The sequence below is a fragment of the Paenibacillus sp. LC231 genome, from assembly GCF_001860525.1.
Lineage (GTDB): Bacteria > Bacillota > Bacilli > Paenibacillales > Paenibacillaceae > Paenibacillus_AQ.
Genome location: NZ_JFOM01000044.1, coordinates 144,925 through 159,815, shown reverse-complemented (window position 1 = coordinate 159,815; position 14,891 = coordinate 144,925). Strand labels below are relative to the sequence as shown.

10 protein-coding genes are annotated in these 14,891 nt (G+C 51.6%); 3 read left to right on the top strand and 7 right to left on the bottom strand.

What is annotated here, in order from left to right; genetic code table 11:
- Positions 1–51: 51 nt before the first annotated feature.
- From gltB to AK95_RS24330, 3 genes are all read right to left on the bottom strand, one after another.
- Positions 52–4,647 (bottom strand): glutamate synthase large subunit, encoded by a 4,596-nt coding sequence (gltB, locus tag AK95_RS24340; RefSeq protein WP_071222723.1) that lies wholly within the window; start codon positions 4,645–4,647, stop codon positions 52–54.
- A 548-nt stretch (positions 4,648–5,195) separates the two neighbouring features.
- Positions 5,196–7,463 (bottom strand): YhgE/Pip domain-containing protein, encoded by a 2,268-nt coding sequence (locus tag AK95_RS24335; RefSeq protein ID WP_071222485.1) that lies wholly within the window; start codon positions 7,461–7,463, stop codon positions 5,196–5,198.
- Between the two features lie 198 nt (positions 7,464–7,661).
- On the bottom strand, positions 7,662–8,243 hold the full coding sequence (locus AK95_RS24330; protein WP_071222484.1) for a TetR/AcrR family transcriptional regulator: 582 nt from the start codon (positions 8,241–8,243) through the stop codon (positions 7,662–7,664).
- Between the two features lie 330 nt (positions 8,244–8,573).
- Between AK95_RS24330 and AK95_RS24325 the strand changes: the two genes are divergently transcribed.
- Positions 8,574–9,749 (top strand): MGDG synthase family glycosyltransferase, encoded by a 1,176-nt coding sequence (locus AK95_RS24325; RefSeq protein WP_071222483.1) that lies wholly within the window; start codon positions 8,574–8,576, stop codon positions 9,747–9,749.
- 96 nt (positions 9,750–9,845) lie between these two features.
- On the opposite strand, the gene AK95_RS24320 is transcribed toward AK95_RS24325, so the two are convergent.
- The 3 genes from AK95_RS24320 to thpR all read right to left on the bottom strand — a co-directional run bounded on the left by AK95_RS24320 (position 9,846) and on the right by thpR (position 12,147).
- Positions 9,846–10,529 carry a metal-dependent hydrolase gene (locus tag AK95_RS24320; protein ID WP_071222482.1) on the bottom strand — a complete coding sequence of 228 codons (684 nt, stop codon included), beginning with the start codon at positions 10,527–10,529 and terminating at the stop codon, positions 9,846–9,848.
- Between the two features lie 42 nt (positions 10,530–10,571).
- A complete protein-coding gene (locus tag AK95_RS24315; RefSeq protein ID WP_071222481.1) occupies positions 10,572–11,468 on the bottom strand; it encodes a cell wall hydrolase in 897 nt (298 codons plus the stop codon).
- A 97-nt stretch (positions 11,469–11,565) separates the two neighbouring features.
- Positions 11,566–12,147: an RNA 2',3'-cyclic phosphodiesterase gene (thpR, locus tag AK95_RS24310; RefSeq protein WP_201259427.1), complete on the bottom strand. Its 582-nt coding sequence runs from the start codon at positions 12,145–12,147 to the stop codon at positions 11,566–11,568.
- A 302-nt stretch (positions 12,148–12,449) separates the two neighbouring features.
- Between thpR and AK95_RS24305 the strand changes: the two genes are divergently transcribed.
- Together AK95_RS24305 and AK95_RS24300 are read left to right on the top strand one after the other, a co-directional pair.
- Complete coding sequence (locus AK95_RS24305) at positions 12,450–13,403, top strand: D-2-hydroxyacid dehydrogenase (protein WP_071222480.1); 954 nt, start codon at positions 12,450–12,452, stop codon at positions 13,401–13,403.
- Between the two features lie 179 nt (positions 13,404–13,582).
- Positions 13,583–13,894: an MGMT family protein gene (locus AK95_RS24300; RefSeq protein WP_071222479.1), complete on the top strand. Its 312-nt coding sequence runs from the start codon at positions 13,583–13,585 to the stop codon at positions 13,892–13,894.
- Positions 13,895–13,907: 13 nt separating this feature from the next.
- Here the strand turns inward: AK95_RS24300 and AK95_RS24295 are convergent, their stop codons facing one another.
- Complete coding sequence (locus tag AK95_RS24295; protein ID WP_083397724.1) at positions 13,908–14,888, bottom strand: TRM11 family SAM-dependent methyltransferase; 981 nt, start codon at positions 14,886–14,888, stop codon at positions 13,908–13,910.
- Between the last annotated feature and the right edge of the window lie 3 nt (positions 14,889–14,891).

Genomic DNA, 14,891 nt, shown 5'->3' with positions numbered 1-14,891 from the left:
TTGCATTCATTAAAGAACACAATGTGGTTTCAGCTGATATAACGTCAGATATTAGTTCCCTGTACGAGCCAGCTCTTTCATATTCGCCTCAAATGCGGCGAGAAGCGCAGCTTCACCTGCCAGCCCTTGGTCTTGAGCCTTCTCGATATGGAGCAGCATGCGTTTGTAATCCTTCGGAATGATACGGACAAAGCGGCTCAGCGCCTGATCCCAATCCCCTAGAATTTGCTGTGCAGGCACACTGCCCGTGTACTGCTCGTGCTGCTGAATAAGATGATGGAGTGCTTCCGCTTCTGCGGTTTCCTCTACGCGCTCAAGGAGTACCATCTCCAGATTGCAGCGATCCACAAAAGTTCCTTCAGGATCATAGACGTAGGCCACGCCGCCGGACATCCCAGCCGCGAAGTTCCGTCCGGTTTCGCCGAGAACAACCACCCGGCCGCCGGTCATGTATTCACAGCCATGATCGCCGACGCCTTCAACCACAATGCTCGCACCCGAGTTACGAACGGCAAAGCGCTCGCCGGCAATGCCTCTTACATAGGCTTCGCCGCCTGTAGCACCATAAAACGCAGTATTACCGGCAATGATATTCTCCTCGGCTTTGAAGGTTGCTTTCGGTGAAGGCTTCACGATCAGTTTGCCGCCGGAAAGGCCTTTACCGATATAGTCATTCGCATCTCCTTCAACCGTCAGTGTCATCCCTTTCGGCACAAAGGCACCAAAGCTCTGGCCTGCGGACCCCACGAAGTTAAAACGAATCGTGTCTTCCGGCAATCCGGCAGCGCCGTATTTGCGCGTGACTTCACTGCCTAGAATCGTACCCACTGCACGATCCACGTTTGTGATCGGGAAGGTGCCTTCCACCGCCGCTCCCGATTCCAATGCAGGCGCAGCGCTGCCAAGCAGCGAACGCATATCCAGCGTTTCTTCCAGGCCATGATTCTGTCTTTGACTGCGATAGCGAGTGCTGCCTTCCGGAAGCTCCGGCGTATACAGCAATGCGGAGATATCCACGCCTTGCTTCTTCCAGTGATGATCTGCTTTGACGGCATCCAGGCAGTCGGTACGTCCAATCATCTCATTAATGGTGCGGAAACCCAGCTCTGCCATCAGCTCGCGCATGTCTTGAGCGACAAAGCGCATAAAGTTGGCAACATGCTCCGGATCTCCTGTAAAGTTCTTACGCAGCTCCGGATTCTGAGTGGCTACGCCAACCGGGCAGGTGTCCATTTGACAGACACGCATCATGATACATCCGATGGCAACCAATGGTGCCGTAGAGAACCCATACTCTTCGGCTCCAAGCAGAGCCGCTACCACCAAGTCGCGCCCGTTCAGCATTTTGCCATCCGTCTCGAGCACGACGCGGTCACGCAGATTGTTCATGATGAGCGTCTGATGGGTTTCGGCAAGGCCAAGCTCCCAAGGCATACCGGCATGACGGATCGAGCCTTGCGGCGAAGCCCCCGTACCGCCATCGTAACCGCTGACCAGAATGATATCCGCGCGGCCCTTCGCAACACCTGCAGCGATCGTACCCACACCCACCTCGGATACGAGCTTCACGTTGATATCCGCACGCGGATTGGAGTTCTTCAGGTCGTAAATAAGCTCTGCCAAATCCTCAATGGAGTAGATATCATGATGCGGCGGCGGCGAGATCAGGCCAACACCCGGCGTCGAACCACGAACCTCGGCTACCCAAGGATACACTTTACGGCCCGGGAGCTGTCCGCCTTCGCCCGGCTTCGCGCCCTGCGCCATCTTAATCTGGATTTCGTCCGCGTTCACCAGGTAGTTGGAGGTTACGCCGAAACGTCCCGAAGCCACCTGCTTGATGGCGCTGCGGCGGGAATCGCCGTTAGCATCCGGGATGAAACGGGCTGGATCCTCTCCGCCTTCACCCGTATTGCTCTTGCCTCCGATGCGGTTCATCCCGATCGCAAGGCTCTCATGCGCTTCCTTGCTGATCGAGCCGAATGACATCGCGCCCGTTTTGAATCGGCGCATGATGGATTCTACGGATTCAACCTCATCCAGTGGTACCGGCTCGCCGACCGGCTTGATTTGGAGCAGTGAGCGCAGCGTAAGATGCTGCTCATTCTCACCTTTCACAAGCTCTGCGTATTTCTTGTAAGTTGCATAGTCATTGGTGCGGACCGCCTGCTGCAGCAAATGGATGGTTCTCGGGTTGAACAAATGCTCTTCCCCGTCAGCTCTCCATTGATATTCGCCGGCTGAATCCAGCGCTTTATCGTTCCCGTCCTTATCAGTAAAGGCACGCTCGTGATGAGCCAGGGTTTCCTTGGCCACTTCTTCCAGACCGATCCCCCCGATACGGGACGGCGTCCGTGTGAAATAGCTTTCTACGAAATCTTCTTTGAGGCCGACAGCCTCAAAGATTTGAGCTCCGCGATAAGATTGGATCGTGGAGATCCCCATTTTCGATAAAACTTTAACGACGCTCTTGCTTGCCGCTTTAATGTAATTCTTCACGGCTTTCTCATGCGAGATCCCGCGAAGCATGCCTTCCGCAATCATGTCATCCAGTGTTTCGAACGCCAGATACGGGTTGACCGCGCTCACGCCGTAACCGAGCAGCAGGGCGTAATGATGTACTTCGCGAGGCTCACCGGATTCAAGCAGGATCGCCACCTTGGTCCGGGTTCCCTGACGGATCAGATGATGGTGGAGTGACGATACGGCAAGCAGCGATGGAATCGCCGCATTGTCTTTATCTACACCGCGGTCCGACAAGATCAAGATGTTATGGCCCTTGGCAATGACCCGGTCCGCTGCCTCGCAGAGGGTATGGATCGCTTGACGAAGCCCTTCTGCTCCTTCCGCTGCCGGGAAGAATATCGGAATGGTCATGGACTTGAAGCCGGGACGGCGAACGTGGCGCAGCTTCGCAAAATCTTCATTCGATAGCACCGGCGAATCCAGACGGATGTGACGGCAGCTTTCCGGCTCGGGCTTCAGCAGATTGCGCTCCGGACCGATCGTTGTTGCCGTTGAAGTGACCAGTTCTTCACGAATCGCATCAATGGGCGGGTTCGTCACCTGGGCGAACATCTGCTTGAAGTAGTTGAACAAACGCTGCGGACGGTCGGATAACACCGCAAGCGGTGCATCGTATCCCATGGATGCGACAGCTTCCGCACCCGTGATCGCCATCGGCTCGATGACTTTGCGCAGCTCCTCATACGTATAACCGAAGGCTTGCTGCAGCTGACGTACATTTTCATGCTTCGGATCCGGCAGTTCCGGCGCGTCAGGGAGATCATGAAGCTCTACCAGATGCTCATCCAGCCATTCAGAGTATGGAAGTTCCGCGGCGATGCTTGCTTTGACTTCTTCGTCAGAGATGATCCGACCTTCCTTCGTGTCAACGAGCAGCATCCGGCCGGGACGCAAGCGGTCCTTGTACAGCACGTTTTCCGGCGGAATATCCAGAACGCCCGCTTCGGAGGACAGAATGATCAGGTCATCCTTTGTTACATAATAACGGGATGGACGCAATCCGTTCCGGTCCAGGGTAGCCCCGATCTGAACGCCGTCCGTGAACGCCATCGCAGCCGGGCCGTCCCATGGTTCCATCAGCGTGCTGTGGTATTCATAGAATGCTTTTTTGGTCTTATCCATACTCTCATGGTTGCTCCACGGCTCAGGGACCATCATCATGGCCACATGCGGCAGGGAACGACCGCTGAGATACAGGAATTCAAATGTATTATCGAACATCCCGGTATCGGATCCGTCCGGGTTGATGACAGGTTTAACCTTCTCGAGATCGCTTCCGAACAGTTCATGCTCGAACAGCGATTGACGGGCATGCATCCAGTTTACATTCCCGCGCAGCGTGTTGATCTCGCCGTTGTGAATCATGAAGCGGTACGGATGCGCGCGTTCCCAGCTTGGGAACGTGTTCGTACTGAAACGGGAGTGAATCAGCGCAATAGCGGATTCCAATCCCTCTTGCTGCAGATCCAGGTAAAATTCCCCTACCTGCTCCGTCGTTAACATACCTTTGTATACGATCTTCCGGCAGGACAGGCTGGATACATAGAAGCTGTCGCCTTCGGGCTTTCCGCTGTAACGGATAGCCAGCTCGGCGCGGCGGCGGATGACATACAGCTTGCGCTCGAACGAGAGATCATCCTGAATGTCGGAACTTCGTCCGATGAACACTTGGCGGACGTACGGCTTTGCCGCTTTTGCGGATTTACCCAGCATTTCATCATGGGTCGGGACATCACGGAATCCGAGCAGGGTCTGGCCTTCTTTAGCAATAATCGAAGCCAACTGATCCTCATGGGCCGAGCGGACAGCAGGGTCATGGGATAGGAACAGCATGCCGGCACCATAATGCCCGGCTTCCGGAAGCTCAAAGCCCAGCTTCGCTGCTTCGGCGGAGAAGAAGGAGTGAGGAATTTGCAGCATAATCCCAGCGCCGTCACCGGAGTTCGGCTCGCTGCCCTGTCCTCCGCGATGCTCCATATTAGCAAGCATGGTCAGCGCGCTGCTTACGATTTCATGGGATGGCTTACCCTTGATATGGGCAACAAATCCCATACCGCAAGCATCTTTTTCAAACTGCGGATCATAGAGGCCCTGTTTCTGGGGAAAATCAGTATGTTTCATAAGATGCAACCTTTCTTTGTATAGAATAAAATGCTGCTGATCAATAACGGAAAACATAAAGGTTGGACATCAATCCTCTCCTGCAGTGTGACACACTGTCTTGAGGTGATGCAGTATTGTGCAAAAGCGGCAAGGGGTAACATTTACCTGACACGTAAGATTTATTAGTTCTATATATTTTATCACCGTCATAGAGTGCAGGCAATTCAAAGTTTTTATGAATTTGATAAGAATTGTTTTTATGAGAGTTATCACAATACACAGTTAAAACTTATGTAGAATAGTGCAAAAAAACATGCAAATAAAACATTCCGAACAGGCGTTTTTGTTCACCTTATCTCATTTCCACGACCATCCGCTCATCTTTTTCCCTGCACCTTCTCTCCAACGGGAGGGGCAAGTGATCATCATCACCATGATCCAATATAAGATGATGCGACTCCGAGGTCGGTTCCAATGGCCACGCACCCGAGCATCAAAAAAGGACTTCCCCGAGATCTGCTCGACCATCGGGAAAGTCCTCTTCCTTCATATAATAGATATCTTGCTTATGCAGTCAACGCTGTATTGGCGTCTGCTGCTTTCTTGTTGTTTCGGGTAGCCAGGAAGTACACGGCGGTCAGTGCCAGGAATACGAGACCGAATCCGGCCAGTACACCCACATTCGCCCACATGCCGTCGAAACTTCCTGTGGATATGACGTCCTTGTAGCCTTTTACGCTGTAAGTCATCGGCAGCAGCGGATTCAATGCCTTCATCCAGTTCGGAATCAGCTCTACCGGGAACGTGCCTGCGCTTGTTGTCAATTGGAGGATCAGGATAACGATGACGACGAAGCGTCCAGGCTGATCCAGCCAGGTTACAAACATTTGCACCAGGAACATGAACGACAAACTCGTAATGATGGAGAAGAGATAGAAGAGCGGAACGCTCTGTACCTCAAGCTTCAATCCGTACAGCATAACGACCGATGCCAGAAGCGCTTGAATCAATCCCATACCGGTAAAGGACAGCGTACGGCTGACAAACCGGTTCCAGCCCGATGCGTTCGGTACCGATGCTTCACGGATCGGCAGGATAATCGTACAGAGCAAGGCTCCGACAAACAAACCGAGCGACAGGAAGTATGGTGCGAATCCCGTACCGTAGTTCGGTACTTCGTTCACTTTATGCTCTTCAACCTGTACCGGTCCGGCAAACATGGTGACCGTTTCGTCGGTTGTTTTGATATCGCCTGTCTTGTCGGCAGCCTCGTTCAGCTTGCCTGCAAGCTCTCCGCTGCCTTCCTTCAATTCACTCATCCCGTTTACCAGCTCACCGGCTCCGGAATCCAGCTTTTTCGAGCCGTCGGCAAGCGTTGTAACGCCACTTCCGAGCTTGCCCGCTCCTCCTGCAAGCTGCTGTGTGCCTTGCGAAAGGGTGGCTGCTCCGCTTGCGAGCTGTTTACCGCCAGCTGCTGCTTCGCTCAGCTTCGTGCCGAACAGCTTCATGCCGTCAACCAATTGGCTTTGGCCGGCGCTCAGCTGTTTGGCACCAGCCAGCAGCTCTTGACCGCCAGCTGCGAGCTGTTTGCCGCCTTCAGCCAGCTGATTCGCTCCTGCGCTCAGCTTGCCTGCGCCTTCCTGCAGCTGCAATGTGCCTTGATTCAGCTCGGCTGCGCCTTGTGCCAGCTGTTTCTGACCGGCATTGAGCCCGCTTGTGCCGTTGGCAACGGATTGGCTTGCAGCCAGCAGCTGCTGAACCTCCGGACTTTGCGCCAGCTCCGGATTGCTTTCAGCCAGCTTCTTCATTCCGTCTGCAACGGCCTTGGCGCCTTGCTCCAAGGAAGCCGTAGCCTCCAGCGATTGATTCAGCCCGGTTTTCAGGCTGCTGCTGCCTTCATGAGCGCTTTTCGCGCCTGCGGCAAGCTGGGCCGCCCCTGCCTGATTGGCTTGGAGGCCTTCATTCAGAGTGGTGCTGCCGGCTGCGGCAGATTCAATCCCCGCTTGCAGCTTGGCACCGCCCTTGCTAGCTTCCTCAGCTCCCGCTTGCAGCTTGCTGTGACCCGCTTTAAGCTGATCCAAGCCGGAAGCGAGAGTGCCGGCTCCTGTGTTCAACTTGCCCGCACCGTTATTCAGCTCCTGCACGCCTTTGGTCAAAGGCGCGATTCCATTCTGAAGCTCCTGTGTGCCGCTGACGAGTTTAGCCAGATTTTCCTTTAGCTTCACGGCACCGTCATCCAGCTTCACGGCACCTTCGGATATCTTGGTTGCACCGTCTCCAGCTTCGCTCAAGCCATCGGATACCTTGGCTACTTGATCGAACAGGGTTTCCGTATAGGCTTCCGTCACTTTCGCGGACACCTTGGACTGAATCTGCTTCACCGCAGATCCGCCGATCTGGGCCGCCAGGAAGTTGTAGCCTTCATTCGGCTCAAATACGATCTGCGCAGGCTGCGGATGTTCATCCATTAAGGTTGTTGCCTGCTGGGAGAAATTCTCGGGGATGCTGATGGTCATGTAGTACTTGTTATCCTGCATGCCCTGCTCCGCTTCCTGCCGATTAACGAATTGCCAATTAAAATCTTTTCCCTTCTTCAGCTCGGCAACCAAATCCTCGCCGGCGTGAAGCGTCTTTCCTTCAAAAACAGCGCCCTGGTCGTTATTGACGACCGCAACGGGCAAATCATCCATCTTCCCGTACGGGTCCCAGAAGGCCCCGAGGAACATACCGCTGTACATGACCGGTATGAACAGCACCGCGATGATCGGAATCAATATTTTTTTATTCCGAACGGCAGCCCCAAGATCTTTTGCAAATACAGATAATGACTTCATCCCAGTCTCTCTCCTTTTTTCTCTAGATAACCAGCCGACATGAATCTGCATCAGAGCAGATCACATTCCAGTACATAATGACCAATATCCTCAATCAGTCAGTTTAGGCCAAAAAAAACGATCCCTGGCAAGGAAGACGATCCCTCAAAGCCTAGAGAGTCCGCCTTCCTCATCACGAAGGAGGTTCCTGTATTCTTCTTATGAAGTAGCCTTCAACCCGTCAGCCAAGAACACCATCATATATTCCTTGATCTGTTCCTTGCTTAGCGGCTTGTGAAGCTGATTGAAGTCCGTCGTGAGGGCAACGTACAGTTTCAGCATCACGAAGGATACCACTTGAGCATCCAGCGGCTTGAGCTCACCGATCGATATGGCCTGCTCCACAATTCCCTCGAGATATCCGACGATCCCGTTCTCCACTTTCGTCAATCCTTCATGCGCCTTCGGCGTGCCAATATCCCGCACCTCTTGCGATAGCTTAATGAACAGCTCATGCTCGCCTCGGAATTCAAGCAGCGCATCCAGCACCCGATACAGATTGTCGAAGAAATCTCTGTCCTTCCGGATCTCCCGCTCGGCAATACGCTTCATCTCCATAATGGCCGACAGCAAAATCTCGTCAAACAGCTCATCCTTATTCGTGAAAAACGTGTAGATCGTACCTTTCCCTACATTTGCAATCTTCGCCACCTGTTCCATCGTCGTCGCTTTATATCCGAACAAAGCAAACGACTTGGAGGCAGCATCCAGCACCTGCTTCCGACGGTCCACAGCTGACATGCTTACCCCTCCTTCTTGATCTTTTAGATTGGCCTTCATTTCAAAACTGACCAAAATACTTTTTCGGTCATTCGGTCAAAAATCACTTTACCAGATAATCGGTGGCATTGCAATATCTTTTCGTTAAATTTTTTAATATTCTGAATGCAGGGTTCAAATTTTATCATGTCGTCTAATGTAAGGGTACACTCTGACACCCAGCCGTAAAATAATTGAAATGCTTTTCCCTTTTGCGCGTATACTTATGATGCATACTCTTTTTTTTCGCGCCGCTCTTCAAAAAATGATTCCTGTTTTGTAAGATAGAGGGAGAAAGAAGTAGGTGAAACCATGCGATATACAAGAGTGCTCCTCTTTTCCGAGGGTTTCGGCACAGGTCATACGCAAGCAGCGTATGCGCTGGCTGAAGGTATACAACGGATGAATCCCGGCATCCACTGCCGTGTCATTGAGCTCGGCAATTTTTTGAATCCAACCATGGGGCCGTTAATCTTATCCGCTTATCGAAAAACCGTCAGCACCCGTCCGCGCCTTGTCGGCATGCTGTACCGTTCGCAATATAAGAAATCGCTAAACCGTTTGACGCGGCTCGCGCTGCACCGTATATTCTACGCGCAGGCTCAGCAGGTCATCGAGCAGCTGAAACCGGATCTTATCATATGTACCCACCCCTTCCCTAACGCCGTGGTCTCCCGCCTGAAGCGTCAGGGACTCGAGGTTCCGCTCTATACGCTGATTACCGACTATGATGCCCATGGCACCTGGGTCAATCCGGAAGTGGATGAATATCTCGTATCAACGCCTCATGTGAAACAAATGCTGCTACGGCGGGACATTCAGCCCGAATTCGTTCATGTGACCGGCATTCCGGTGCATCCCAAGTTCTGGGAAAGGGGCAATCGAGAAGCGCTTCAAGCCGAGCTTCAATTAAAAAACATGCCAACCGTACTGATTATGGGGGGCGGTTGGGGTCTCGTATTCAACAAGGAGCTGCTCAGCAAGCTGGCCAGCAGGGCCGATGATATCCAGCTGGTCTTCTGTATGGGACAGAACGAGAAGCTGGTTGCCAGCATGCGTGAGGACCCGATCTTTCAGCATCCCAACATTCATGTTCTCGGGTACCGCGAAGATATACATAACCTCATGGAAGTGTCGGATTTGCTCATTACCAAGCCAGGCGGGATGACGTGTACAGAGGGAGCCGCCAAGGGAATTCCCATGCTATTCTATGAGCCTATCCCGGGACAAGAAGAAGTGAATTCCCATTTCTTTGTCAGCGAAGGCTATGCGGAAATTTTGGACTCTCCTTCCGTGATCGACAAATGGCTGAACCTGCTGTCCGATCATTATGATCAGGTGAGTAAGAAACGTAATGGAGCCGACCGGCGGCGCATACCGCATCTGGAGCCCGACCACTGCGCCAGCCAGGTAATGGGATTGCTGACCGAAGGGCGCATGCCCGATCGTCGTGAGGAAGCCATCAAATTGTTGGCGGACCAGCCCTGATATCTATAGCATGCTCTATAATTCCGCTTTGAACTTTTACCCCAAAAAAGCTTCCCTGTCTTCGTGACAGGGAAGCTTTTTATATGAAAAATCCATCTATATTTCCAGCGTTTCTCCAGCCTTCAATGGATGTCCCTGAATGCCTGTTTTGGCTAGTTCGTCGCAGAAGGCCCCTGCATCCTGTTTAATGCCCGGGAACGTGTCATAATGGATTGGGATTACATGCTTCGCACGAATCCACTGTGCGGCCAACAGGGCGTCCTGTGGGCCCATCGTCAATAAATCCCCAATCGGCAGCGCAGCTGCATCAATTTGGTTCATCTCTCCGATCAACCGCATATCGCCAAACAAACTCGTATCGCCCGCATGATAGAATGTTTTCCCGCCCATCGTCAGAATGACGCCACCAGGTTGCCCTGCATAGATCCAGGTGTCCCCTACCGAAATGGATGAAGAATGAAAGGCCGGGGTAAACTTTACCTTAAAACCATCGAATTGCGCGCTTCCGCCGATATTCATTCCATGGGATTTGGCGCCCAGGCTGCCGCAATACACGGCGAGTTCATAGACCGCGATAATCGGGCAATCATTCTGCTTCGCAATCTCGATGCAATCGCCAAAATGGTCGGAGTGCCCATGCGTCAGCACAACCGCATCCACCTTTACGTCCTTGGGCTCAATGCCGGAGCCTGGATTCCCTGATAGCAGCGGGTCGATGATCACACGAACTCCGCCTTCTTCCACCAAAATGCTAGAATGGCCGTAATACGTAATATTCATGCTTAAACACACCTCCTACATCCTAGTTTACCCATATGGGCACTACTTGTAAAAAGAGTGATTTCCTATTTTTTTAACAAATGTTCTTGAATGATGTACCGTCAGGTCCTGAGCCAGCTTCAAAGACAGGAAGAAGTACGTATCGTCCTTTACCTCTTTTTGGCCATGAAGTGCCGCATTCACGGATTTAATCGTCTCTTTGTTCGGCTTGACACGTTTAAGACGCCCGTTCGCTACAGGACTAAATTGGTGCTTTTGATAGATGACATCGGTAATCGTATCGGGAAAATTAGCGGACCGCAGCCGGTTTAAGACAACGTTAGCAACGGCTACTTTGCCTTCGTACGGTTCGCCTTCCGCCTCTGCCATGACAATCTTCTGGAGCAGAAGCAGTTCTTCAGCTGACAAATCATAGGTCCAGGTCGCTTTGGCTTTCTGATCCTGGGTTAACGTATTTGTTCTTGTGAAGAATAAAGTTGTGGGGGGTGTTAAGCTTTCAGTCTGAGATTTGACGACATGCGTCCCCTTTTGTTTTGCCGGTTTCCCGTCCGCAGCCTGAGATTTCGATGGTTTCTTTTTCTCATCTGCAGCCTTCAATGCTTGTTGCGAGTTCCAATATCCGTTTTCAGCCAAACCTATGCCTTTTGTATTTGAAAAAGCATGACTCTTGCTCCCCGGCTTATTCCACTCTTGGAAAACAATTGAAGACAAAATATTGACAGGTTCCCTATCCTGCTTGGTACTCGCGTCTTTTACTAATAGATCAGGGTCATTTACAAGAGCCGGGGCAGCCGTAACGAATTTCGGCATATCCTGCTGCTGTTCTTCCCCTTCCGCCATTGTCTGCATTCCAAGTAAACTTATAAGAGACAAACTCACAAAGAGCGCTCCGATGAGCAGCGCAACCCAGCGATTTTGCCGTAGCACTTTCATAACCATATTTTTCCTCCTATGATGTCGGCACATTCCTACACTATGTAACCACATTTTTAGGCGTTGAAAACATGGTAATTTTATGAACATTCTATTTTCAGTTTCAGAAAATGGTCGAAAGCCGCGCCACGCCTACTGTTTCGTACATTGGAGTTGCATGCAAATTTGTTCGAAAAAGAACGAGCTGCTGCACTTCCCACTGGATGGGCCTGGGTCCTGTTCCGATAACATCCAATGAAAATTTGTGGTTTCCTTGAAATTTCCGGCCAACCGTAATATGCGGACGAAACGGTCGCTCCTCCGGGACAAATCCGAAAGCCTCCATCCTCGATACCACCGATTGCTGAAGCTGAGACAGAGCATTCAAATCCCCGCCGACTCCCGCCCATAAAATTCTTGGCGAGACGCTTGCCCCAAACACGCCGGCATCATAAAGGCCAAGCTTGAAGGGCTTATGCTCCTTAGCGACTTCCTGCAGCGCCGCTGTGAGCTCAGCTATGCGATTTGACGGCGTATCGCCTAGAAACTGTAAGGTTATGTGGTAATCCTGCGGATGAACCCATTTTTTAAAAGTTACCTGCTCTCCCAATGTTTCCGTCCATTCCTGAATTCGGGACGACACCTCCGAAGGCAGATGTACGGCAACAAATAAACGATCCATAGCTCCCTCAGCCGAATGGCTCAACTAAGACACTTCCTTCCAATCTCTTTTATCCTAAGCAGCCGCTTGGCCGCAATAAGCACCATGTTTTCTTGGTTCGTTTATAGTTTGAGCAACAATACCTGAAAATAGTATGAGGGGTACATCAAATTCGCCTAAAAATATGATGAAGCTTCAATTTACCATAAACCGGACAAAAATTCATGTACAAATTTTCCAATCCGGACAGTTCGTCCATGCGCAAAGTGATGATTTCTGATAATATGTTCCCAAAGAGTTTAACACTTTTATTCTGGTTTATATCACATTCCTTAGGAGGTAGCACCATGCCGAAAATCGTTGCCATACACGACTTAACCACCGAACAACAGCAAAAAATCAGGGATCTCGCCCCCGACTACGAGCTGCTGGTTACGAAAGCGAAAGAGCTTACGCCAAGCATCGTTCAGGATGCCGAAATCATGATCGGCTGGTCACGCTCCATACAGGAGGATATATTGTCTGAGGCCTGCAAACTGAAATGGATTCAAGCATGGTCAGCCGGTGTCGATAAAATGCCGCTCAAAGAGCTCGAAGAAAAGGGCATTCAGCTTACCAATGCCAGCGGCGTACATAGCGTTCCGATCACGGAGCATATTTTTGCGATGATTCTGGCCTTCACGCGCAACCTTCATCTAGCCATTCGACAGCAATCGAACAACAAATGGGATACGTCCGGCACGTTCACGGAATTGGCAGGCAAAACCATCGTCATCGTCGGCGTCGGCCAGATCGGCAGTCATACAGCGCGCGTGGCCCAGGCGTTCGGTATGCGGACCGTCGGGGTCCGTCATTCCGGCAAATCCGATCCTTATGTGGAAGCGATGTATAAGGTCGATCAGCTCGATGAAGCGCTGGCTGAAGGTGATTATATCGTGAACATCCTGCCGCTCACGGATGATACCCGCGGACTGTTCAATGAGGCAAGATTCTCGGCGATGAAGGACTCCGCCTTCTTCGTTAATGTGGGCCGGGGTCAAACCGTAGTAACCGAAGACATGATTCGGGCACTTCAATCCGGAGCCTTAGCAGGTGCTGGACTGGATGTCTTCGAGGAAGAACCGCTTCCTTCAGACCATCCGCTGTGGTCCATGGACAACGTCATCATGACCCCGCATATGGCGGGCGATACGGATCGCTACGGCGAGCGTGCCGTGGATATTTTCCTGGAGAATTTGCAGAATTATGTAGGCGGTAAGCCCCTGTCGCGAAATGTAATCGATTATAGCAAGTCGTACTAAGACCAGGTAACAAGTCCTTAGTACAGCTTTAATCCTGCTCTCAAAGGAGCCGGGAATCGATCGTGCAACATAGACCACAAGATCTATACAACAAAAGGAACGTCCCGAGGTTTTCATACCTTCCGGGACGCCCCTTTTTATTTTTTTACTACTTTTATACGCAATGGGAGAGAGAATCGATGCAGCCGTATACGGAACGTGTAATTGAAGTGATCCGGAGCATTCCGGAAGGATATGTCATGACGTATGGACAGGTGGCCAGACTGGCCGGCAGCCCAAGGGGCGCACGACAAGTCGTCAGAATACTTCACACCCTCAGTCATATTCACAAGCTGCCGTGGCATCGGGTCGTCAACGCAAAAGGAGAAATCGCCATCAAGGACGATGAATCGAGACTCATGCAGGAGCTGTACCTCCAGGATGAAGGCGTTGCTGTCAATCCCAAAGGCATCATCGATTTAGAGAAATATCGTTATGACCCTGGAGAATAGATAGGTGGCACCACTATTCGCACAACCAGATATCCCTCACAAAACTCCCCTTGCGGGTCGTGCAATGACGCAGGACCTTCCAGCCCGTGCTCATCAGCAACTCGTGTAATGGCTCTGTGCTGACGATGACAGCTCGATCTGACAACCGACGTAAGCTTTGCAGCATCTGCAGCTTCTCTTCTTCAGGGAAAACAGAACACAGATTATACGGCAGATCCAGGATCGCGGCATCATAATGCCCTTGCAATGTATTCATATCCTGAATGGCAACTTTGTTGTCATCATAACCGTAGTGCCTCAGATTCACCCTCGCTCCCCGAATGGCAAGCGGATTGATGTCACGCCCCTCGGCCGCGATTCCCATCGAGAACGCCTCGATTAATACATTCCCCATGCCGCAGCAGGGATCCAGGAGCGTCACTTCGCTTAATCGAGGAACTGCCAGGTTGACCAGTGCCCTCGCGATGCGCGAGCTGAGGCCTGTGGAGTAATTTTGCGGCTTCTGTTTATGCTTCAGCCATGCGCGTTCAGGTTCATGAAGGAGTCCCAATCTCCAGATGCCGCCTGTTGATATCATACCGAGCGTGACATCCGGGGCTTTCATCTGTGCAATTCCTGTAATTTGGCGGCCTACCACCCGCTCATACCCGCGTGATTGTTCATAACTGAACCGATCTCCCGCCTTGAGACAGACGACTTTGAAGCTTGCGTGGTTAAGATGAATGCGGTCTGCTTGCTCGGCCATTTCTTCGATGGATTCTCCAGTCATCCTGACGTCGATACAGGCTGATAAGAACGGGCTCCGATCCGGATCAACCCATTGCTCGCTTACCAGCCAATCCTCACCGTCAGGCTCATGACCGAACAGCTCCGTCAGCTCCATCAAGCACAGCTCACGCTCCGTTTCATGACAGGCATACGTGTACAGATAAGTGGACTTATCGCTTATGAAGGATGGACCAAAAGTAATGTCATTATCGTTTGAATGCATCATTTA

Excerpts from the sequence above, each read along its gene's own strand:
- AK95_RS24300 (WP_071222479.1), top strand. The coding sequence starts at position 13,583 with ATGCAGCCGTATACGGAACGTGTAATTGAAGTGATCCGGAGCATTCCG.
- AK95_RS24305 (WP_071222480.1), top strand. The coding sequence starts at position 12,450 with ATGCCGAAAATCGTTGCCATACACGACTTAACCACCGAACAACAGCAA.
- AK95_RS24330 (WP_071222484.1), bottom strand. The coding sequence starts at position 8,243 with ATGTCAGCTGTGGACCGTCGGAAGCAGGTGCTGGATGCTGCCTCCAAG.
- AK95_RS24295 (WP_083397724.1), bottom strand. The coding sequence starts at position 14,888 with ATGATGCATTCAAACGATAATGACATTACTTTTGGTCCATCCTTCATA.
- gltB (WP_071222723.1), bottom strand. The coding sequence starts at position 4,647 with ATGAAACATACTGATTTTCCCCAGAAACAGGGCCTCTATGATCCGCAG.
- AK95_RS24320 (WP_071222482.1), bottom strand. The coding sequence starts at position 10,529 with ATGAATATTACGTATTACGGCCATTCTAGCATTTTGGTGGAAGAAGGC.
- AK95_RS24325 (WP_071222483.1), top strand. The coding sequence starts at position 8,574 with ATGCGATATACAAGAGTGCTCCTCTTTTCCGAGGGTTTCGGCACAGGT.
- AK95_RS24335 (WP_071222485.1), bottom strand. The coding sequence starts at position 7,463 with ATGAAGTCATTATCTGTATTTGCAAAAGATCTTGGGGCTGCCGTTCGG.
- AK95_RS24315 (WP_071222481.1), bottom strand. The coding sequence starts at position 11,468 with ATGGTTATGAAAGTGCTACGGCAAAATCGCTGGGTTGCGCTGCTCATC.